Source organism: Haemophilus parainfluenzae, assembly GCF_003252795.1.
GTDB lineage: Bacteria > Pseudomonadota > Gammaproteobacteria > Enterobacterales > Pasteurellaceae > Haemophilus_D > Haemophilus_D parainfluenzae_K.
Genome location: NZ_QEPQ01000003.1, coordinates 265,168 through 287,499, shown reverse-complemented (window position 1 = coordinate 287,499; position 22,332 = coordinate 265,168). Strand labels below are relative to the sequence as shown.

General features: G+C 40.0%; 21 protein-coding genes. 13 read left to right on the top strand and 8 right to left on the bottom strand.

Features of this window, described 5'->3' with window-relative positions; genetic code table 11:
* Position 1 precedes the first annotated feature (1 nt).
* The 3 genes from DPV81_RS06295 to rplU all read right to left on the bottom strand — a co-directional run bounded on the left by DPV81_RS06295 (position 2) and on the right by rplU (position 1,686).
* Positions 2-919, bottom strand: a complete 918-nt coding sequence (locus DPV81_RS06295; RefSeq protein WP_111387350.1) for a DMT family transporter — start codon at positions 917-919, stop codon at positions 2-4.
* A gap of 177 nt (positions 920-1,096) precedes the next feature.
* Entirely contained in the window at positions 1,097-1,354 is a 258-nt protein-coding gene (gene rpmA, locus DPV81_RS06290) for a 50S ribosomal protein L27 (RefSeq protein WP_005539872.1), read from the bottom strand.
* Between the two features lie 20 nt (positions 1,355-1,374).
* Complete coding sequence (gene rplU / locus DPV81_RS06285) at positions 1,375-1,686, bottom strand: 50S ribosomal protein L21 (RefSeq protein WP_109064410.1); 312 nt, start codon at positions 1,684-1,686, stop codon at positions 1,375-1,377.
* A 229-nt stretch (positions 1,687-1,915) separates the two neighbouring features.
* Here rplU and ispB point away from each other — a divergent pair, with 229 nt between their 5' ends.
* Together ispB and DPV81_RS06275 are read left to right on the top strand one after the other, a co-directional pair.
* Entirely contained in the window at positions 1,916-2,905 is a 990-nt protein-coding gene (ispB, locus tag DPV81_RS06280; protein WP_111387348.1) for an octaprenyl diphosphate synthase, read from the top strand.
* Position 2,906: 1 nt separating this feature from the next.
* Positions 2,907-3,647 carry an epoxyqueuosine reductase QueH gene (locus DPV81_RS06275; protein ID WP_049379906.1) on the top strand — a complete coding sequence of 247 codons (741 nt, stop codon included), beginning with the start codon at positions 2,907-2,909 and terminating at the stop codon, positions 3,645-3,647.
* A gap of 49 nt (positions 3,648-3,696) precedes the next feature.
* Here the strand turns inward: DPV81_RS06275 and DPV81_RS06270 are convergent, their stop codons facing one another.
* The gene (locus DPV81_RS06270; protein ID WP_049362360.1) at positions 3,697-4,002 is read right to left on the bottom strand and encodes a cell division protein ZapA; all 306 of its coding nucleotides are present in this window, start codon (positions 4,000-4,002) and stop codon (positions 3,697-3,699) included.
* Positions 4,003-4,162: 160 nt separating this feature from the next.
* Between DPV81_RS06270 and polA the strand changes: the two genes are divergently transcribed.
* The 5 genes from polA to DPV81_RS06245 all read left to right on the top strand — a co-directional run bounded on the left by polA (position 4,163) and on the right by DPV81_RS06245 (position 10,052).
* Entirely contained in the window at positions 4,163-6,961 is a 2,799-nt protein-coding gene (gene polA, locus DPV81_RS06265) for a DNA polymerase I (protein ID WP_111387346.1), read from the top strand.
* Between the two features lie 11 nt (positions 6,962-6,972).
* Positions 6,973-7,287 carry a cupin domain-containing protein gene (locus DPV81_RS06260; RefSeq protein ID WP_111387344.1) on the top strand — a complete coding sequence of 105 codons (315 nt, stop codon included), beginning with the start codon at positions 6,973-6,975 and terminating at the stop codon, positions 7,285-7,287.
* Between the two features lie 19 nt (positions 7,288-7,306).
* Positions 7,307-8,611, top strand: a complete 1,305-nt coding sequence (locus DPV81_RS06255) for an L-cysteine desulfidase family protein (protein ID WP_111387342.1) — start codon at positions 7,307-7,309, stop codon at positions 8,609-8,611.
* A 166-nt stretch (positions 8,612-8,777) separates the two neighbouring features.
* Positions 8,778-9,821: a YeeE/YedE family protein gene (locus DPV81_RS06250; protein WP_111387340.1), complete on the top strand. Its 1,044-nt coding sequence runs from the start codon at positions 8,778-8,780 to the stop codon at positions 9,819-9,821.
* Between the two features lie 9 nt (positions 9,822-9,830).
* Positions 9,831-10,052, top strand: coding sequence for a sulfurtransferase TusA family protein (locus DPV81_RS06245; protein ID WP_005631077.1), 222 nt, complete (start codon positions 9,831-9,833; stop codon positions 10,050-10,052).
* Between the two features lie 74 nt (positions 10,053-10,126).
* On the opposite strand, the gene DPV81_RS06240 is transcribed toward DPV81_RS06245, so the two are convergent.
* Together DPV81_RS06240 and nanQ are read right to left on the bottom strand one after the other, a co-directional pair.
* Entirely contained in the window at positions 10,127-10,834 is a 708-nt protein-coding gene (locus DPV81_RS06240; protein ID WP_111387338.1) for a hypothetical protein, read from the bottom strand.
* A gap of 100 nt (positions 10,835-10,934) precedes the next feature.
* Positions 10,935-11,402, bottom strand: a complete 468-nt coding sequence (gene nanQ / locus DPV81_RS06235) for an N-acetylneuraminate anomerase (protein ID WP_111387336.1) — start codon at positions 11,400-11,402, stop codon at positions 10,935-10,937.
* Positions 11,403-11,644: 242 nt separating this feature from the next.
* On the opposite strand from nanQ, the gene pnp reads away from it, so the two are divergent.
* The 5 genes from pnp to DPV81_RS09410 all read left to right on the top strand — a co-directional run bounded on the left by pnp (position 11,645) and on the right by DPV81_RS09410 (position 18,391).
* Entirely contained in the window at positions 11,645-13,783 is a 2,139-nt protein-coding gene (gene pnp / locus DPV81_RS06230; RefSeq protein ID WP_005700002.1) for a polyribonucleotide nucleotidyltransferase, read from the top strand.
* A 63-nt stretch (positions 13,784-13,846) separates the two neighbouring features.
* Complete coding sequence (gene nlpI / locus DPV81_RS06225) at positions 13,847-14,788, top strand: protease adaptor lipoprotein NlpI (RefSeq protein WP_111387548.1); 942 nt, start codon at positions 13,847-13,849, stop codon at positions 14,786-14,788.
* Positions 14,789-14,863: 75 nt separating this feature from the next.
* Positions 14,864-16,702 (top strand): DEAD/DEAH box helicase, encoded by a 1,839-nt coding sequence (locus DPV81_RS06220; protein ID WP_111387334.1) that lies wholly within the window; start codon positions 14,864-14,866, stop codon positions 16,700-16,702.
* Positions 16,703-16,797: 95 nt separating this feature from the next.
* Positions 16,798-18,192, top strand: coding sequence for a membrane-bound lytic murein transglycosylase MltF (mltF, locus tag DPV81_RS06215; RefSeq protein ID WP_111387332.1), 1,395 nt, complete (start codon positions 16,798-16,800; stop codon positions 18,190-18,192).
* Positions 18,193-18,247: 55 nt separating this feature from the next.
* Complete coding sequence (locus DPV81_RS09410) at positions 18,248-18,391, top strand: hypothetical protein (RefSeq protein ID WP_005697833.1); 144 nt, start codon at positions 18,248-18,250, stop codon at positions 18,389-18,391.
* A gap of 47 nt (positions 18,392-18,438) precedes the next feature.
* Here the strand turns inward: DPV81_RS09410 and DPV81_RS06210 are convergent, their stop codons facing one another.
* Positions 18,439-19,404: a transferrin-binding protein-like solute binding protein gene (locus tag DPV81_RS06210; protein WP_111387330.1), complete on the bottom strand. Its 966-nt coding sequence runs from the start codon at positions 19,402-19,404 to the stop codon at positions 18,439-18,441.
* A gap of 159 nt (positions 19,405-19,563) precedes the next feature.
* Between DPV81_RS06210 and DPV81_RS06205 the strand changes: the two genes are divergently transcribed.
* Positions 19,564-21,864 (top strand): TonB-dependent hemoglobin/transferrin/lactoferrin family receptor, encoded by a 2,301-nt coding sequence (locus DPV81_RS06205; protein WP_111387328.1) that lies wholly within the window; start codon positions 19,564-19,566, stop codon positions 21,862-21,864.
* A gap of 70 nt (positions 21,865-21,934) precedes the next feature.
* Here DPV81_RS06205 and hpf read toward each other — a convergent pair whose 3' ends face one another.
* Complete coding sequence (hpf, locus tag DPV81_RS06200; protein WP_049369563.1) at positions 21,935-22,252, bottom strand: ribosome hibernation-promoting factor, HPF/YfiA family; 318 nt, start codon at positions 22,250-22,252, stop codon at positions 21,935-21,937.
* Between the last annotated feature and the right edge of the window lie 80 nt (positions 22,253-22,332).

Genomic DNA, 22,332 nt, shown 5'->3' with positions numbered 1-22,332 from the left:
TTTATTTTGATTGCGGTAATAACTTATGTCCGATTGCCGACAAAATTGCTCCGCATACTACAACAAACGCCCCAATATAGCTAATCATATTTAATTCTGGCGCGGCAAAATTCTCAGGGCTCGCATAATGCGCAAGATGAGCAAAGAAAATGGTAAATAGTGGTACTAAGGTAATCACAACGCTTACTTTAGAAACTTCCCAACGATTAAGCGCCTCAGCATAAGCCCCATAACCAAATAACGTATTCAAGCAGCAATAAACAAAACAACCGAATGCAAACGGGGTGAGGTTACTCACTTGTGAGAATTCAGCTACAGGTGTAAAGACTAAAAGACAGCCGAAATACATCATTAATAAAATTTGTTGCGAACTAAAACGACGGAGCATAAGCTTTTGTGCCATACCATAAGCCACCCAAACTAATGAAGCAGTCAGGCTGAGTAAGACACCTGTTAAATAACAACTCTCTCCTTTAAACACATCAAGCTTGTCATTGAAGAAAAGCACCAACCCAGCCAATAATAAGCCTAAACCAATCTTTTGATGTAATCCGAGTTTTTCTTTAAAGACAAAAATACCGCAAATTAACATACCAAAAGAAGAAAAATGAATAAAAATTTGGGCTGAAGAAGGATCGATAAAATTAAGTGAGCTATTAAATAAAAAGAAATTACCCGCTAACCCTGCTACACCGATGAGTACAAGCCAAATGAAACGACCACCTTTCGAAAATTGTGGCAGTTTTTTCTTGTAACCTAACAGAATCAATAGTGCAAGAGAAGCTACCGCAAATCGATACCAAACGATCGTTTGTGGTGTCATCACTGATAGAACCTGTTTTAACGCAATAGGTAAAGATCCCCACGCCATCGCCGTAATTAAAGCGAAGAGAAAACCTAAAAGCGGTTGTTGTTTCATGATATCTTCCTTTATTTTACTAAAGTGCGGTTAGGAATTAAGATAAATTTCGACTAAGAAATATCAAGATAAGCAATAGTGCCAGAATAACAGATGTGAGTAATTATTGTAAATTGCTTGGAAACAAAAGAAAACGCCCCACAGATAATGCGGGGCGTTTAAAAATCAGATGTAAAATTATTCAGTTACAATACTTACGTATTTACGGCTTTTCTCGCCTTTCACTTCAAATTTTACTTTACCGTCAGCGGTAGCAAATAAGGTGTGGTCACGACCCATACCTACGTTGTTACCTGCGTGGAATTTAGTACCACGTTGACGTACAATGATGCTACCTGCTAATACAGATTCGCCACCGAAACGTTTAACACCAAGGCGTTTAGCTTCAGAATCACGACCGTTACGAGTTGAACCACCAGCTTTTTTAGTTGCCATCTACTTGATCTCCTCTGAAATTATGCTTGAATCCCAGTGATTTTCACTTCTGTGAACCACTGACGATGACCTTGTTGTTTACGGCTGTGTTTACGACGACGGAACTTAACGATTTTAACTTTATCGCCACGACCTTGTGTCACAACTTCAGCCACTACTTTCGCGCCAGCTACTACTGGTGCACCAATTTTAACATCTTCACCATTAACGACCATCAACACTGAGTCGAACTCAACTGTTGCGCCAGTTGCAAGTTCAAGTTTTTCTAAACGAACTACTTGACCTTCGCTCACACGGTGTTGTTTACCGCCACTTTGGAAAACTGCGTACATAAATACTCCGCTATAATTGTGCTTCTCCGTTACTATTTTCGGTCCACACTTCAAAATTCATATAAATAGGTCGCAAATTCTACGGAAAAAACAACTCGATCGCAAGCACTTATTTGCAATAAAATAAAAAAAAGCGCTTTTCCTCGAGTTTAATTTCAGAAACCCTGAAAAATCGGGTAAAATTCACCGCACTTTTCTTTTATATACACAACCATTGAACCAAATGAAGATGAACAAACAAGATTTAATGGATATGCATGCAATCCAAGCATTAACAGATGCGGATATGCAGAAAGTCAACCAGGCCATTTTAGCACAAATTAACTCCGATGTGCCGATGGTTAATCAGCTTGGTTTTTATATTGTACAAGGTGGCGGAAAACGTATTCGACCTCTTATTGCGGTTTTAGCGGCGCGTGCATTAGGCTACGAAAGCGATAAAGTGGCCACTTGTGCTACCTTTGTAGAATTTATTCATACCGCTTCTCTATTACATGATGATGTAGTAGATGAATCGGATATGCGTCGTGGTCGCGCAACGGCAAACTCTGCCTTTGGTAATGCCGCTAGCGTATTAGTGGGTGACTTCATTTATACTCGTGCATTCCAATTAGTGGCGCAGTTACAATCGCTAGATATTCTTCGTATTATGGCGGACGCCACCAACGTGTTGGCGGAAGGTGAAGTTCAACAATTGATGAACGTGAATGATCCGGATACCACTGAAGAAAGCTATATGCGTGTGATTTATAGTAAAACGGCACGCTTATTTGAAGTGGCGGCACAATCTGTGGCGATTGTTGCAGGTGCTGAAAAATCAATTGAAACCGCATTTCAAGAATATGGTCGCTATCTTGGTACCGCATTTCAATTAGTAGATGACGTGCTAGATTACAGTGCTAATGCAGCTGCATTAGGTAAAAATGTGGGTGATGACCTCGCTGAAGGTAAGCCTACTCTTCCTTTATTACACGCAATGCGTCACGGCAATCCACAACAAGCCGCGCTTATTCGCGAAGCCATTGAACAAGGCGGAAAACGTGATGCGATTGATGAAGTACTTAAGATTATGGCAGAACATAAATCCCTCGATTACGCAATGGATCGTGCGAAACAAGAAGCGAAAAAAGCGGTTGATGCTATTGCCTTATTACCTGAAAGCGAATACAAAAAAGCCTTAATTTCACTGGCTTATCTATCGGTAGACCGAACTTATTAATATGACAGAAGAACAAATTCAACCACAAAGTGCGGTCGATTCTCAACCTAAATTTCAAAAACCACGTAAACAAAAAGTGCGCAAGGATCCCAATGCGCCTTTTATTCGTGAAAAACTCGAATTACCTGAAGGGCATAATAAGCTACTTCTCCACTCTTGCTGTGCGCCTTGCTCAGGTGAAGTGATGGAAGCCATTTTGGCCTCAGGTATTGAGTTTACGATTTATTTTTACAACCCGAATATTCATCCATTAAAAGAATATTTAATTCGTAAAGAAGAAAACATTCGCTTTGCCCAAAAATTCGGAATTCCGTTTATTGATGCAGACTACGATCGCCAACAATGGTTTGATCGCGCAAAAGGTATGGAATGGGAACCTGAACGTGGCATTCGCTGTACCATGTGTTTTGATATGCGTTTTGAAAAAGCAGCTGAATATGCTCATGAACATGGTTTCCCTGTATTTACCAGCTGCCTTGGTATTTCTCGCTGGAAAGATATGGATCAAATTAATGGTTGTGGTCACCGTGCGGCTGAAAAATATGATGATGTGATTTATTGGGATTACAACTGGCGTAAAGCTGGTGGATCGCAACGCATGATCGAAATCAGTAAGCGTGAACGTTTTTATCAACAGGAATATTGTGGCTGTGTTTATTCTTTACGAGACAGCAATAAATGGCGTGAAGAAACGGGGCGACAAAAAATTGAAATTGGTAAACTCTATTACACGCCAGATTAAAAAACACATAAAAAAAGAACCGCACTTTCAACATGCGGTTCTTTTTTATTTAATCGACGATAAGACGCCCACCTAATGCATTCTCTAAAGAATGATCTAACTGCTGAATTCGCGTACATAACACGTTTTCAATCTGGGCATTTTTATTTTTTTCTTGGGTTAATTCAAAACTTAAATTCAAGGCAACAATAGAAAGCACTCGGTCTAATTGTAATAAACCTGTACGCTCTTTCATTTCTGACACTTGAAGATCTAAATTACGCGCCGCTTGACGCAAAATCTCTTCTTGTTCAGCAGGGACATTCAAGCGCAGCACTTGCCCTAATACAACAACTTCAACCAGTTTTAATGACATGTTATTCCCTTATGTTGAATGCTCAAGTGAGCCTATTATGCCACAGCCAAATGCCTTCGTCATAATTTTTACGTTTAATTGACCGCACTTTATCCGTTCGCCCCATTTCGCAATTTACGCTATAATGCGACACTTTTCATTATTTTTAAACGGAATATTTATGCCAACTATCGCTCCTAATCCATTAGTCCTAGTGGACGGTTCATCTTATTTATATCGTGCTTTTCATGCTTTTCCGCCGCTCACCAATTCTGCTGGCGAGCCGACTGGTGCCATGTACGGTGTGCTAAATATGCTCAAAAGCCTGATTTCGCAAGTGCAACCGAGCCATATTGCGGTGGTCTTTGATGCGAAAGGCAAAACTTTCCGTGATGAAATGTTTGAACAATATAAATCCCATCGTCCACCAATGCCAGACGATCTGCGCAAACAAATTCAGCCACTACACGATATTATCCGAGCCCTTGGCATTCCTCTTTTAGTCATTGAAGGTGTAGAAGCCGATGATGTCATCGGTACCTTAGCGGTAGCCGCTTCCAAAGCCAATCAAAAAGTCTTGATCAGCACCGGTGATAAAGATATGGCGCAACTAGTGGATGACAACATTATGTTGATCAACACCATGAATAACACCTTATTAGATCGCGAAGCCGTGATTGAAAAATACGGCATTCCGCCAGAACTCATCATTGATTACTTAGCGCTAATGGGCGATAGCGCCGATAATATTCCAGGCGTAGCGGGTGTCGGTGAAAAAACGGCACTAGGTCTCTTGCAAGGTATCGGCAGCATGGCAGAAATTTATGCCAACTTAGACAAAGTGGCTGAATTGCCAATTCGTGGGGCAAAAAAATTAGGGGATAAATTATTGGCTGAAAAAGAAATGGCCGATTTATCCTATCGCCTTGCCACGATCAAAACCGATGTCGCTCTCGATATCACTCCGGAACAACTTACCCTTGGTGCAAGCAATAACGATCAACTTACCGAATATTTCGGCCGTTATGAATTTAAACGTTGGCTCAATGAAGTAATGAATGGTGCTGATTCCATCACCAATAACAACGAACAACCGACCAAGATTAATCACTATCAAGCTACGCCTGCACTCGCTCAAGACAATAGCGAGGAAGCATTGCCGGCAATTCAAATTGATCGCAGCCGTTATGAAACCTTGCTCACTGAAGCAGATTTAAATCGTTGGGTGGAAAAACTCAAGCAAGCTAAACTTTTTGCGTTGGATACAGAAACCGATAATTTAGATTATATGGCTGCCAACTTAGTGGGGATTTCCTTTGCGTTAGAAAACGGCGAGGCGGCTTATTTACCGCTACAATTAGATTATTTAGGCGCACCAAAAACGCTCGAAAAAACAACCGCACTTACGTTGTTAAAACCGGTTTTAGAAAATCCTGCTATTCAAAAAGTCGGGCAAAACTTCAAATACGATCTCACCATCTTCGCCCGTAATGGCATCGATGTGCAAGGTGTGGCTTTCGATACTATGTTGGAGTCCTATGTACTCAACAGCACAGGCCGTCATAATATGGACGATCTGGCGAAACGTTATTTAGGGCATCAAACCATCACTTTTGAAGAGATTGCAGGCAAAGGTAAAAATCAGCTGACTTTTAACCAAATTCCGTTGGAAAAAGCCGCCGAGTACGCGGCGGAAGATGCTGATGTAACAATGAAACTGCAACAAGTGCTATGGGAAAAACTCTCTAAAGAACCCACTCTGGAAAAACTCTTTAAAGAAATGGAATTGCCATTGTTAGGTGTGCTATCCCGTATGGAACGTCGCGGTGTTTTAATTGATAGCGATGCACTATTCCTACAATCTAATGAAATCGCAAATCGTTTAAGTGAATTAGAAGAACAAGCCTATGTCTTGGCTGGGCAGCCATTTAATTTAGCCTCAACCAAACAATTACAGGAAATTTTGTTTGATAAATTAGGTTTGCCTATCATTCAAAAAACACCAAAAGGCGCGCCATCCACCAACGAGGAAGTATTGGAGGAACTGGCATTTAGTCATGAATTACCGAAAGTGTTGGTAGAACATCGTGGTCTCAGCAAACTAAAATCCACTTACACCGACAAATTGCCACAAATGGTGAATCCGCAAACGGGTCGAGTGCATACATCCTACCATCAAGCGGTGACAGCCACCGGTCGTCTTTCATCAAGTGATCCGAATCTGCAAAACATTCCAATTCGTAATGAAGAAGGACGTCGTATTCGTCAGGCATTTATTGCGCGCGAAGGCTTTACTGTTGTGGCAGCAGACTATTCGCAAATCGAGCTGCGCATTATGGCGCACCTATCACAGGATCCGGGCTTAATTAATGCTTTTACCCAAGGCAAAGATATTCACCGCTCTACCGCAGCAGAAATCTTTGGTGTCGCACTGGATGAAGTGACGTCCGAACAACGCCGCAATGCCAAGGCAATTAACTTCGGTTTAATTTATGGTATGTCTGCCTTTGGCTTATCGCGTCAACTCGGTATTGGCCGTGCCGATGCCCAGAGCTATATGGATTTGTATTTCAAACGCTATCCTGGCGTGCAAACTTTTATGCACGATATTCGCGAAAAAGCCAAAGCCCAAGGCTATGTGGAAACCCTATTCGGCCGTCGTTTATATCTACCAGATATCAACTCCTCTAACGGTATGCGCCGTAAAGCTGCTGAACGTGTCGCGATCAATGCACCAATGCAAGGTACCGCCGCAGACATCATTAAACGTGCCATGATTCAATTGGATCAAAAACTACAAAACGATCCCGATATTGCGATGATTATGCAGGTGCACGATGAATTGGTGTTTGAAGTGCGGTCAGAAAAAGTCGCGTTTTATAGCGAGCTCATCAAAATACAAATGGAAAGCGCAGCTGATTTAGTGGTGCCACTGATTGTAGATGTGGGGCAAGGCACTAACTGGGATGAGGCTCACTAACAAATTTAGTCATGAATAAAGTTATTAGAAGTCACCTATTTACGGCTGAACGCGCTTGGGCAGCCCTTGATATTACCAATATGAATGGCATTTCCGTGCGTCTGCACTGGACAGACAAACCTTACAAATGGCATATCAATGACGGTGAAGAAGTCTTTGCTGTCATGGATGGCACGGTGGAAATGCGCTACAAGGAAGATGGCAAAGAGAAAGCCGTATTACTCCATACGGGTGATATTTTTTATGCGGGTATCGGTACCGAACATGTTGCTCATCCACAAGGTGAAGCGCGCATATTAGTCATAGAGAAAGAAGACAGTATTTAACAAACTTAAAAAGAATTTTATGAATCAAGAAAGACTCAGCGAAATCGAAAAACCATTACTTCACCTTGTGGAACGCGATGTGGTTCCTGCACTTGGCTGTACTGAACCTATCTCGTTGGCGCTTGCTGCAGCAACTGCAGCCAAATATTTAGGCAAAACACCTGAACGTATTGAAGCCAAGGTATCACCAAACTTAATGAAAAATGGTTTAGGTGTTGCAGTACCGGGAACGGGCATGGTGGGCTTGCCAATTGCTGCGGCGATTGGTGCTTTAGGCGGTGACCCAGAGGGTGAATTGGAAGTATTAAAACACATCACGCCAGAGCAAGTATCCCAAGCCAAGGCGATGCTTGATAAAAAACTCGTTAATGTCGATATTCATCAAACCGATCATATTTTATATTCGGAAGCCGTGCTGTTTGCGGATAATGACCGAGTGAAAGTAGCCATTCAAGATCAACACACAAACATCATTTTGATTGAAAAAAATGGCGAAGTTGTTTTTGAGAAAGAACAGGATGAATGTGCGGATTGCGATCCCTATGATATTTTCAAGCAGGTGAGCGCACGTGAAATCTTTGAATTTTCTTGTGAAGTTGAGCTAGATAAAATCCGCTTTATCGGACAAGCAGCCGATCTAAACCGTGCGCTATCTGACGAAGGATTACGTGAAAATTACGGATTACATATTGGCAGAACATTACGCAAACAAGTTGGCAGCGGTTTAATGTCAGACGATTTGCTCAGTAAAATTATGATTGAAACCACTGCAGCCTCCGATGCGCGTATGGGCGGGGCTACATTGCCAGCAATGAGTAATTCAGGTTCAGGTAACCAAGGTATTACCGCCACTATGCCCGTGGTTGTGGTCGCCGATTATTTAAACGTGAGTGAAGAAAAACGTCTCCGCGCCCTCTTCTTATCACACTTAATGGCCATTTATATCCACAGTAAATTACCCAAACTTTCTGCCCTTTGTGCGGTAACAACCGCCTCTATGGGAAGCTGTGCGGGTATCGCCTATTTACTTACGGGCAAATTCGAAACCGTGAGCATGGGGATTTGCAGCATGATTGGTGACATCAGCGGAATCATCTGCGATGGCGCATCCAATAGCTGTGCCATGAAAGTGTCCACCAGCGTGGCTTCTGGCTATAAATCGGTACTCATGGCCATGGATGAAACCCATGTTACTGGTAATGAAGGCATTGTTGAACACGATCTCGATCGTACTATCGACAATCTATGCTCAATTGCTTCTAAGAGTATGCACCACATCGATCGCCAAGTGATTGAAATTATGGTGAGTAAACCCTGCCCTTAACATCGAAATAACTTACGATAAAGTGCGGTCAGAAAAACACACAAATTTCTGACCGCACTTTTTTTATATCAAAAAAACATATTTTCTAGCTAAAAGTTATTGGCGCAACCTTCTTATTTTTTTAGAAAATACCGACCTGCTTAGTTCTAAAAGAGAAGGAATATTTATGCTTTTAACCGGATTACTTTGCGGAATTTTACTCGGATTTGTCATGCAGCGTGGGCGCTTTTGTATTACTGGCGCATTTCGCGATATGTATGTCACCAAAAATAACAAAATGTTTATTGCCCTTCTATTGGCAATCACCGTGCAATCCATCGGTTTCTTCCTCTTAAAAGAAATCGGTGTATTAAATGTCGATCCGGCTGAAAATTTTGCCTTTTTAGCGGTGATTATCGGTGCATTTGTATTTGGTATCGGCATTGTTCTTGCTGGCGGTTGTGCAACAGGTACATGGTACCGCGCTGCAGAAGGCTTAGTCGGCAGTTGGGTCGCGTTATTCACTTATATGTTATTAAGTGCCATCATGCGAACTGGCCCATTAGGGGAATTCAATAAAACTTTACGTGGCATCAATATCGAACAACGCAATATTTATGATACATTCGGTATCTCACCTTGGTGGTTAGTGGCACTATTAACTTTAGTGACAGCCTTTTATGTATATAAACATCTCAGCAAACCCAGCGTAAAAGTCGCAGCATTAAAACCGAAAAAAACGGGGCTTGCTCATTTATTATTTGAAAAACGCTGGCACCCATTTTTCTCAGCCGTGTTAATCGGATTAATCGCGCTTGCCGCTTGGCCACTCAGTGTCGCTACTGGTCGTGAGTTTGGACTTGGGATCACTGGCCCATCCGCTAATATTATGCAATTCCTTGTTACTGGCGACGGTAAATTTATTAACTGGGGCGTATTCTTAGTTTTAGGGATTTTTATCGGCTCATTCATCGGCGCGAAAGCAAGCAATGAATTTCGTGTTCGTGTACCGGATGCCACTACGATTCTACGCAGCGGACTCGGCGGTATTCTCATGGGTATTGGCGCAACCCTGGCGGGTGGCTGTTCTATCGGTAATGGTTTAGTCGAAACTGCCTTTTTCTCTTGGCAAGGTTGGGTCTCATTGCCATTGATGATCCTCGGCACTTGGGTGGCCGCCTACTTCACCATTATCCGTCCACAACGTTTAAAATTAGCAAAAGCATCATAAGGAGTTTATATGATCGTTAAATTACCAACACTCGGCCTTGTTTGCCCATTTCCTCTCGTTGAAGCTAAGGAAGCCATGGCTAAGTTAAATAAAGGCGATGGCCTAGAAATTGAATTCGACTGTACACAAGCCACCGAGGCTATTCCTGCTTGGGCAGCAGAAGAAGGCTATGAAGTCACAAACTTCGAGCAAATTGATGATGCCAAATGGTCAATTACGGTGATTAAATAATAAAAAAGTGCGGTCAAAAAAATACATAAATTTCTGACCGCACTTTTGCTATTAAATTTGGAAACCTATTTTGCCTATTTCGACAAATCAAAACCAATTTTCCAAAAACCCATATCAAGTACTTTCATTTGTGGATAAAGTAGAGTTTTCTTATCCTCGTTAAATTGATATTCAATTAAAAATTTACTTCTTAATTCTTCCAGTCTTTCTTGATGCTTTTCATAAAATTTAATTAGTTTCTGTAAAGATGCTATATTGTAGTTCCCTGTCGTCACTTCATTCTTTTTTACGGCATCAACAAAGAAACGATCATAAGCCGGCACACAACCTAGTGCCCCCAATAAAACCTTAGTAACTAAAGTTGTTGAAATATCTTGTTTTATGTCTTCTTTCCCTGCATTTGAACGAAACTGCTTATAAATACCGCCAATTTCACTATTTAGTTTTTTTAGTAATAAAGCAGTCTGCTCACTATTTAACTCTTTACACTCTATCCCAAATAATTTGTTATATTCAGGTTTCAATATTTCTTTTACTACAGAAGTATGGATAGTGTAATCATACTGTAATAAAAAAGATGAACCTCTATACATCCCCCAACTGGCTAAATAGAACGCCAGATGTAAACTTAAATTATCAACATTAGCTTTTTCAGGATTTTGTCTAGCTTCATAAAATTGAGTATAGCAGTGTTCCCAGGATAAGTATCGGTGCTGATCTTGTACTTTAAGTTCCTCATAAAATTCTCTTGTTTTTTCAATAAATTCATCAGCAATTTTCATTTAATTTCCTTATAAAAACGTAAAAACTTAACACTAAAAAGTGCGGTCAGAAAAATATACAAATTTCTGACCGCACTTTTGCTTTAATGAATCGAAATAATTAAATCAATTCTACTGGTACTTTCACCACCAGTTTTTTCACAAAACTTGATTTGCCGTTTACGGTGCAACCTGGTTTATGTGGCTCATAAGGGAAAAAGACAGCGAACATTTTTGGTAAAAGTGTCACCGTACTTTTATTTTCAATTTGTGGGGTAAGTTGGTAGTCATCGGCATCACGATATTCATCGTATAAGCTGAGGTTTGGATAAGTCGCGCTTACTTCAACATTCTCTTCACCACGAATAAGTAACTGAATATCCAAATATTTATGGTGAAGTTCAGCTTGTTTGCTATCCGCTTCAACCGTATCAAATTCCATGACATTCATATAAACCTGATCGCTTAAATCATGACGGCCATTTTCTAATGCTTCAAGATCTAAGGTATTGAGATGATCGCAAATGTCCGCGATAACTTTTGGTAAACCCACTTTGAAATTTGGGTTATTTAATGCACTGATAATCATAGTGTCTCCTTACGTATGTATTTGTATGAGAATATGATAACAAGTTGCTTATATTAAATAAAGTTACCAATAAATTTAAAACTCTGTATAATAAGCGAGCTTTATTTTCTGCATTAGCGTGCGGCTATCAAAAGAGATTTTTAAACGCCAAAAGTGCGGTCATTTTTTCGAAAGATTTCTTTTGCTAGTCGCAATCTGGAAAATAAAGCTTTGTTTTAAATATTATTTTGAAGGAAAACATTGTGAATCCAATTGTTAAACAATTTAAATACGGTCAACATACCGTTACTCTAGAAACTGGCGCAATTGCACGTCAAGCAACTGCTGCGGTTATGGCAAGCATGGACGATACCACGGTATTCGTGACTGTTGTTGCTAAAAAAGATGTGAAAGAAGGTCAAGACTTCTTCCCATTAACCGTGAACTACCAAGAGCGTACTTATGCGGCGGGTAAAATCCCTGGTGGTTTCTTCAAACGTGAAGGTCGTCCATCTGAAGGCGAAACCTTAATTGCTCGTTTAATCGACCGTCCAATTCGTCCATTATTCCCAGAAGGTTTCTTCAACGAAATCCAAGTTGTGGCAACTGTGGTTTCTGTAAACCCGCAAATCAGCCCTGACTTAGTGGCAATGATCGGTGCTTCTGCAGCATTAACCTTATCAGGTGTACCTTTCAACGGTCCTATCGGTGCAGCGCGTGTTGGTTTTATCGACAACCAATTCGTATTAAACCCAACTATGGCTGAACAAAAGCAAAGCCGTTTGGACTTAGTGGTTGCAGGTACTGACAAAGCCGTATTAATGGTTGAATCTGAAGCTGACATTTTAACTGAAGAACAAATGTTAGCTGCGGTAGTATTCGGTCATCAACAACAACAAGTTGTGATTGAAGCAATCAAAGAATTTGCAAAAGAAGCGGGTAAACCACGTTGGGATTGGGTTGCACCACAACCAAACACAGATTTAATCAACAAAGTAAAAGCGATTGCAGAAGCACGTTTAGGCGATGCATACCGCATTACTGAAAAACAAGCACGTTACGAACAAATCGATGCAATTAAAGCGGATGTGATTGCACAAATCACAGCTGAAGACGAAGAAATCAGCGAAGGTAAAATCGTAGATATTTTCACCGCACTTGAAAGCCAAATCGTTCGTGGCCGTATCATTGCAGGTGAACCACGTATTGATGGCCGTACCGTTGATACCGTTCGTGCATTAGATATTTGCACAGGTGTATTACCACGTACTCACGGTTCGGCAATTTTCACCCGTGGTGAAACGCAAGCGTTAGCCGTAGCAACGTTAGGTACTGAACGTGATGCACAAATCATTGATGAATTAACAGGTGAACGTCAAGATCACTTCTTATTCCACTACAACTTCCCTCCATACTCTGTAGGTGAAACCGGTATGATCGGCTCACCAAAACGTCGTGAAATCGGTCACGGTCGTTTAGCAAAACGCGGCGTCGCGGCAGTTATGCCTAGCCTTGCTGAATTCCCGTATGTAGTGCGTGTTGTGTCTGAAATCACTGAATCTAACGGTTCTTCTTCTATGGCCTCTGTATGTGGTGCGTCTTTAGCATTAATGGATGCGGGTGTTCCAATCAAAGCCGCTGTTGCAGGTATCGCAATGGGCTTAGTAAAAGAAGAAGAGAAATTCGTGGTGCTTTCAGATATTTTAGGTGATGAAGACCACTTAGGTGATATGGACTTTAAAGTGGCTGGTACACGTGAAGGTGTAACCGCACTTCAAATGGATATCAAAATTGAAGGTATCACCCCTGAAATTATGCAAATTGCATTAAACCAAGCAAAAGGTGCACGTATGCACATTCTTGGCGTAATGGAACAAGCAATCCCTGCACCACGTGCGGATATTTCTGACTACGCGCCGCGTATTCACACCATGAAAATTGATCCGAAGAAAATCAAAGATGTTATCGGTAAAGGTGGTGCAACTATCCGTGCATTAACTGAAGAAACTGGTACTTCTATCGATATCGATGATGATGGTACAGTGAAAATCGCCGCAGTAGATAGTAGTGCAGCGAAAAATGTGATGGCACGTATTGAAGAAATCGTTGCTGAAGTTGAAGCGGGCGCAATTTACAAAGGTAAAGTGACTCGTCTTGCTGACTTCGGTGCATTCGTGGCTATCGTAGGAAATAAAGAAGGTTTAGTTCATATTTCTCAAATCGCTGAAGAGCGTGTAGAGAAAGTGAGTGATTATCTTCATGTTGGTCAAGAAGTGACTGTGAAAGTGGTTGAAATCGATCGCCAAGGTCGTATCCGCTTAACTATGAAAGATCTTGCACCAAAACAAGAAACTGAAGCAGAATCTGCACCAGCAGAAGAGACTTCTGTAGAACAAGAATAATCTCACAGGGTGTGTAAAAAACCTTACACACCCGTTTTGATTATCAAACTAACTTATAAAACAATGCAATATTTTCGGTTATTCCGTTTTCTAATTTCGTTATCTAGCCTAAGTCTGACTTTATTTATTTCCGGTTGTATACAATCGGGAAACGTGTTTGTTGCGCCAAATAAAGTCGTGCTCGCGGATCAAACGCCGAATACGCACTTCGAGCAAGAAGTGATGATTACCCGAATCGGGCAGGTTTTATTAGTTGGAAAAATGAGTAATGAAGAACGAGCGGCGCTTCACTTTGAACGTGGTGTTTTATATGATTCCCTCGGTTTATGGGGCCTCGCACGTTATGACTTTACACAAGCCCTTGCGTTACAGCCAAAGATGGCTTCCGTTTACAATTATTTAGGGCTTTACTTATTGCTTGAAGAAGATTACGACAGCGCATTAGAAACCTTTAATGCGGTGTTTGAATTGGACCCAAGTTATGACTACACCCACCTTAATCGTGGTTTAAATTTTTATTACGTCGAACGCTATAATCTTGCTGAAGACGATTTGATGAAGTTTTACGAAGCCGATACCAAAGATCCCTATCGCGTACTCTGGCTCTATTTGAACGAACAAAAATTAAAACCACAAGAGGCCCATGCCAACCTTGTTGAACGAGCTAAAGGGCTATCTAAGGACTTCTGGGGAACCAATATCGTTCAATACTATTTAGGTAATATTTCCGTGAGTGACTTGCAAGAACGGGCAACCAAATTTGCAGAAAACTCACAACAATATGCAGAAATATTAACCGAAACCTACTTTTATCTAGCAAAACAAAAACTCAATTTGGGGCAAATTGATGAAGCTGCGGCTTTATTCAAACTCGCTATTGCGAATCAGGTGTATAACTTTGTTGAGTATCGTTTTGCCGTGTTAGAGCTGATGAAATTGAAACCAGCTCAAACTGACGACGAAAAAGAAGAAAAAAGTGCGGTCACAAAAACTGCTGTTTTTTAGACTTGCCTCTTTCTTTTGTAACAAATAAACCTGAAAGCGAAATTGAGCTTTCCTTACTTACATTCGAGTATTTTAATGACAGACAAAATCACTTTTAATGATTTAGGCTTGCCTGAATTCATTCTAAAAGCCGTTTCTGACCTTGGTTTTGAAACACCTTCGCCAATCCAACAAGCTTGTATTCCTGCTCTTTTAGAAGGCAGAGATGTACTTGGTATGGCACAAACCGGTAGTGGTAAAACTGCCGCATTCTCTTTACCTATTTTGGCAAAAATTGATCCTGCCGCAAAACATCCACAATTATTGGTGATGGCACCAACGCGTGAACTTGCCATTCAAGTTGCTGATGCTTGTGAACACTTCATGAAATATGCAAAAGGCATCAACATCGTGACCCTTTATGGTGGTCAACGTTACGACATCCAATTACGTGCATTAAAACAAGGTGCACAAGTTGTTGTGGGTACCCCAGGCCGTATTTTGGATCATATCCGTCGTAACACATTAGATCTATCTGAATTAAAAGCAATCGTACTTGATGAAGCAGATGAAATGCTTCGCATGGGCTTTATTGATGATGTAGAAACCGTTATGGCTGAATTACCGGAAGAGCACCAAACTGCCCTGTTCTCAGCCACCATGCCTGAACCAATTCGTCGTATCACAAAACGCTTCATGAACAATCCACAAGAAGTGAAAATCAAAGTAAATAACGATAATGCGCCGGATATTGAACAAAATTGTTGGTATGTTCAAGGTTTCCGTAAAAATGAGGCGTTATTACGCTTCTTAGAAGTGGAAGAGTTTGATGCGGCAATCATTTTTACCCGCACTAAAACAGGTACACTTGATGTGACCGAATTGTTAGAAAAACACGGTTTCCGTGCTGCGGCATTAAACGGTGATATGACTCAGCAATTACGTGAGCAAACCCTAGATCGCTTACGTAATGGTAGCCTTGATATCGTCGTTGCAACCGATGTGGCTGCGCGCGGTATTGATATTGAACGAATCAGCCTTGTAGTGAACTATGACATCCCACTTGATGCAGAGTCTTACGTTCACCGTATCGGCCGTACGGGTCGCGCAGGTCGTTCTGGTCGTGCATTATTATTCGTTGAACCACGTGAACGCCGTTTACTTCGCAATATCGAACACTTGATGAAAAAACCAATCAATGAAGTTGAATTACCAAATCATGAAGTGTTGCAAGCCTGTCGTCGTAAAAAATTCCAAGACAAGATTACCAAGCAATTGGAACATCACGATCTCGAAATGTATCGTAGCTTACTAGAAGATTTATTCACGGCAGATCAGGATCAAGAAGATATTGCTGCAGCCATGTTGATGTTGCTTCAAGGTAAACAAAAACTCATCCTTCCACCTGATCCACCAATGGATAAGCGTCGTCGTGACCGTAATGATCGCGGTGATCGTCGTGAAAATCCACGTTCAGCTGAACGTCGTGGTGAACGTAAAGGCTATGGCACCCCACAACCAATGGATTTATATCGTATCGAAGTAGGTCGTGCAGATGGCGTAGAAGTGCGTCATATCGTAGGTGCTATCGCAAATGAAGGTGATATCAACAGCCGTTATATTGGCCATATCAAACTTTACGATGACTACTCTACTGTTGAATTACCACAAGGTATGCCAAAAGAATTGCTCCAACAATTCGGAAAAACTCGCGTTTTAAATAAACAAATGCAAATGAGCTTTATGGGTGCAGCACAGTCAGACAATAGACGTGGTGGCAACGATTTTGGTGGAAAAGGTCGTCGTAATGAACGTGGAGATAGAGGCCAAGATCGTTTCCGTGGTGAACGTAATGGCGAACGTCGTCAACGTAAATTTAACGATAAAAATGACCGCACTTTTAATGAACGTGGTCGCCGAGATCGCCAACGTTAATCCTTATTTAACAGCCCCTTGAAGTAAAAGGGGCTTTTTTATTGTCTTAATTCTCGTTACAATCGTCTCTTATCTCAATTTATAAGGTTTATCTATTGAAAGGTCTATTTTTACGTATTATTGCTGCTTTTGCATTATTACTTTGGGCAATTGATATGGTCTTCCCTTGGCAAAAAATTATGCAATCGGAGCAAAACCCTTACACCACGATCAAAAATCGCGGTAGCCTGATAGTCGGTACCATTAACAATCCCATTTACTATTTTATTGGGAATGAAGGCGAATCAGGCTTAGAATACGAGTTAGCAAAAAACTTTGCTGATTATTTAGGGGTTCGCTTACAAATTAAAACCTTAGAAAATAACGATCAGCTTTTTAATGAATTAGAGAACAATAATATTGATATCGCCGCTGCGAATCTTTTGTTCCAGCCTCAGCGTGCAGAAAAATTTCAGTTAGGACCATCTTACACCTCCGCCTCTTGGCAGCTTGTGTATAAAAAAGGTGAAAATCGCCCGAAAGATTTAGCGCAAGTCCAGCAAGAAATTATCATTTCGGCGGGGGAAGACTTAGAAAAATTATTATTCCTGGCTCAGAAGAAACTCCCTGCACTCAAATGGCAGAATAACAAGCAGTTAACCCAAGAGGAATTATTAATTCAAGTGGCGGAAGGCAAAATTCCTTATACAATTGCAAATAGTATTGATGTGGCAGCTGCACAACAAATTCGCCCTAACTTAGCAATTGCATTTGACTTAACAGATGAAATGACCGTGCATTGGTATCTTTCTAATAAATCCTATAATGAGCTACAAGCAGGCTTATTGGATTTTATGAATAATGCTATTGAAACGGGATTAATTGATCGTATTGAGGAAAAATATTTCCGCCATATTACTGCCTTTGATTATGTGGATACTCAGGCTTATTTAGAGGCGGTTGAAAAAATTCTGCCTCAATATCAACCGCTCTTTGAAAAATACAAAGGCAATTTAGACTGGCGATTATTAGCCGCGGTGGCCTATCAAGAATCACATTGGGACCCTTATGCTACCTCTCCAACAGGTGTACGCGGAATGATGATGCTTACCAAAGATACGGCTGTGCGGATGAATATTAATAATCGCACAGATGCCGAACAAAGTATAAAAGCGGGATCGGAGTATTTGCATTGGCTACTCGACCAAATGCCTGACAGTATTCCAGAAGAGGATAGAATTTGGTATTCTTTAGCGGCATACAATATGGGGTTAGGGCATATTTTAGATGCTCGTCGCTTAACTAAAAAATTAGGCGGCAATCCTGATAACTGGTTAGATGTAAAAAATAATCTTCAGCTATTATCGGAAAAGCGCCATTATTCAAACTTAAAATATGGCTACGCTCGCGGCTATGAAGCCTATCAATATGTCGAAAATATTCGCCGTTACATGAATAGTATTGTGAATTATCATCGCGTTCAAGAAAACCAAGCGACTGCAACAGAGTAAGTGCGGTCAGAAAAAGCAACGTTTTATTGAACTCAAAGAAAACAAGGAGAAAAAGATGTTAAAAAGAAAAACTTTTTTAAAGAAAAAAGCATCAAGAGATATCTCTGCCTCACGTAACTTGCGTTTAAGACGCTTAAAACACCGTAAAGCAAAACAATTCCAACGTCATGCGTTACAATTAGTGATTCAAGATATCTAAAAAAGGGCGAACATCATGTCCGCCCTTTTATTATTTGTTATTAGATGTTATTGCTTAATACCACCAAATGCACCACGAGACTGATCTGCTTCATTCGTAAATAAGCCTGTCATTTCTTGTGCATTTTCACCAAAGAAACCACCTTGGGTTTTAATACCATTTACTTCACCAGCAAAGCTATTACCCGTAATTTTACCACCAAAATTCATACTTGGTACGGCATTAGCTTTTTCCGTAATATTAATATCAATGACTTTATTAGCAAAATCAGCTGTAGCTTTCATTTCACTACGCTCACTATTACTTCCATCTTTTTTATAAACAGCACCACCTTTATACTCTACTAATCCTGTTGTTGGGATTTGTGCTATAGCAGTCGGCAAACCTTGTGCAAAGAAATATTGATCAATTAAATCATCAATATATGTACCAAAAGCACTGGCTTGAAAATTACTATTACTTAAAATAGTTTCCCCTTCTTTACGAAGATTATATGGATCATCTTCTAATTGCTCTCCGCTCCATGGATCTATAGCATTAGCTTCTTTGAAAATAGGAACATCTCTTACTTTACCAGACTTATTATCGATGACTGCTAAATGTTGTATATCTCTAGCTTGAGGGCGATTAATATTATTTCCTTTACCAATCAATACACCACCAGAGATAGCATCTTCCATATTACCGCTAATTCCACCAAAGATCTTATCACTTAATGGAATACGTGCTTTTTCATCTGCTTGTAAATTTTCAAGTTGTTTTAATCTTTCTTCAGCGGCTTTTTTTTCTGCTTCTGTTTGTTCGCTATTATTTTGTGCCGCTTTTATTGCAGCTTCGGCTTTTTGCACTGCTGCTTCAGCTTTCTTATTCGCTTCTGTGATTCTTTGATTTAATTCAGTCTCAGCTTGGCGAATCTGCTCTGAATTATCAGAACCACCTTTTGAACTTGAAGAACAAGCACTTAATGCCATAACACAGGAAAGCGCAATAATGGAAAGTTTAATTTTGTTCATAAAAGGATCCTTATTATCTTGTTTTTTTTAGACTAAATGATGACTTTGCACAATTTAAATGAAATGAAAATAATTTTCAATACCATTGTAAGATTTATTTAAATTTTGTAAACTTTGCTCCGGATTCTACTAAATCAAAATAATATTTCAGGTAAAAATATGATTCATAAATTTCCACTTTCTTTAGGTGCACTTTGTGTCGCTTTTGCTGTGCACGCGTATGCAGAAGAGCAAACTACATTAGATACAATTACTGTTAATGCCAATGCTTCTGAGGTCAAAGCAAATCAAATAAAAAAAACGCGTAAAGCAATTCAAGAAGAACTGATTTCAGATAACTATGACTTAGTTCGTTATGCTACTGATGTGGGCATTAGTGATAATGGCCGTCGTAACAAAGGTTTTGCAATGCGTGGTGTTGAAGGAAATCGTGTTGGTATCAGTGTTGATGGCGTCAATTTACCCGAATCAGAAGAAAATTCACTATATGCACGTTACGGTAATTTTAATAGCTCTCGTCTAAGTATCGATCCAGAATTAGTACAGGGTATTGATATTATGCGAGGAGCAGATTCTTTCAATTCAGGTAGTGGTGCGATAGGCGGTTCCGTTAACTATCGAACCTTAGGTGCTGATGATATCATTCTGCCAAATAAAAAATGGGGTGTATTGCTTAAAAATGGTTATGCCAGCAAAAATAGTGAATGGACACATACTTTAGGGGTTGCTTATAAAGATGACAAATTTGATGCAGCCTTACTCTATTCCTATCGCCATGGATATGAAATGAAAAGCCGTGGAAAAGGTCAGGATATCGTAGGTAACGCTCGCGGCATCCCAGATCCATCACATCATAAAAACCATAGCTACTTAGCTAAAATTGGCTATTTTATTACCCGGACACAACGTGTAAGTGCATCATTTAATGCTCAAAAAGCAAATAACTTTGTTGATGAAAAATCGTACCAACTTGCAGGACTCTGGCGTGAATCCAATGATATAAGTAAACGCTATAATGCCAATATTGCCTACGAATATTTTCCAGAAAATAGTCGATGGTTAAGTTACCTAAAAACTGAATTAGATTTTCAAAAAACAAATATTGGTTCAGAAAACTACAAAGGTGGATATCGCTATAATGCTGATTTTACTGCATATTCAGGAAAAGATTTAATCGAAATTCAGGATACCAGCATGAATAGCCGCTTTATGAGAGCCTCTCTGCGAGCCGAGCTCATGCCATGGGAAACCAGATTTGGTAGCCATCAATTTACACTAAGAACCGGTATTTCACAAAAAGATTTTGATAATCGTAATGAGCATGAATATCCAAATATAAATACTGACGGCAGCAGTGCAAAAGATAGTGAATCAATTCAACACCCTGTCAGAACCCGTTCATTCTTTGCTCAATTACAAGACAATGTGATATGGAATGATATCTTTTCTAGTCAATTAGGTATTCGTTATGATTGGGATGAATTAGTGCCACAAGATTTAAAAGCTTTTTGTAGAGCTTGCAGCAGTAAACCTGCATCAAATACCTTCCAAAGTTTAAGTGGTTCATTTGGATTAGATGCTCAGCTTAATGATATTTGGAAAATAGGCTATAACATTTCTACTGGTTTCCGTATTCCAACTGCTTCAGAAATGTATTTCTCTTTCGAACATCCTGCTGGTAACTGGATACCAAACCCTGATTTAAAAGCTGAACAAGCACTAAATCAATCTATTTATATTCAAGCTGATCATCAATTAGGCTCATTTGGGTTAACGTTTTATCATACTCGTTATAAAAACTTCTTAACTGAACAAGAATCAACGTATAAAAAACGTAACCCGTATTACAATGCCTATAGTGCAAGTTATGGGCAGCAAGCTTATTACACAACAATCGCTCAGAAAGCAGTTAACATCGACCGAGCTCGTATTTCTGGTGTAGAATTCACGAGTAAAGTTAATTTAGATCAGATTATTTCAGCTATTCCGCAAGGTTGGAAATTTACAGCAAATCTCGGTTATGCCAAAGGGAAACTTAGTGGTACTGAAGCAAGCTTACTTTCCATTCAACCTATTAAAGTGATTTTAGGAATTGGGTATGAAGATCCAAATGACCACTGGGGAGTTAACGTGAAAGCTAGCTATCTTGGCGCAAAAAAAGCTAAAGATGCCCAAATAGTACAATACTCTACAAACTTTGTTAGAGAAGTAAAAACTTACCCTTATCTTAATAATTCTGCAGTATTATTTGATCTATATGGTTTCTATAAAATCAATCAAAATATCACGCTACGCGCAGGGCTTTATAACTTATTTAATCGCAAATATCACACCTGGGATACTCTACGCGGCATTAACAAAATAAGCACGACTGATTCAGTTGATAAAGAAGGAAAAGGTTTAGAGCGTTTTTATGCGCCAGGACGTAATTTTGCAGCATCTATTGAGATTCGTTTTTAATTGATTACATCCTTAGTAAAAAAGGGCGAACATCATGTTCGCCCTTTTATCTACTCATTATTCTCTATTTTTAAAAAGAATCTTTCAAACGCTCATCTGCTCGGCGGGATTCGCCTTTATGTTGAAGTTTATTTAATTGACGTTCTAATTTTTCTTCGACTTCATTGATCGCTTTATACATATCATCAGCCGTTGCAGTGGCTAACAGATTACCTAATGGAGTTCCAATTGAAGCCTCTACAGAAAAGCCGTTTGGTACTTTACTTAAAACAAAATGCGGGCTAATCAGTTGAGTGTGCCATTTCTCTAATTTTGCAAGTCTCCCCTCCACATGTTCACGAATTGCAGGGGTGATTTCCATTTGTTTACTTGTGATATTGAGTGTCATAGCATTTACCTCTTTTGCTTAAATGAACCCTTCGGTTCCGTTCATCTTTAATAACAACATATCGACCTTGAACCACTTTT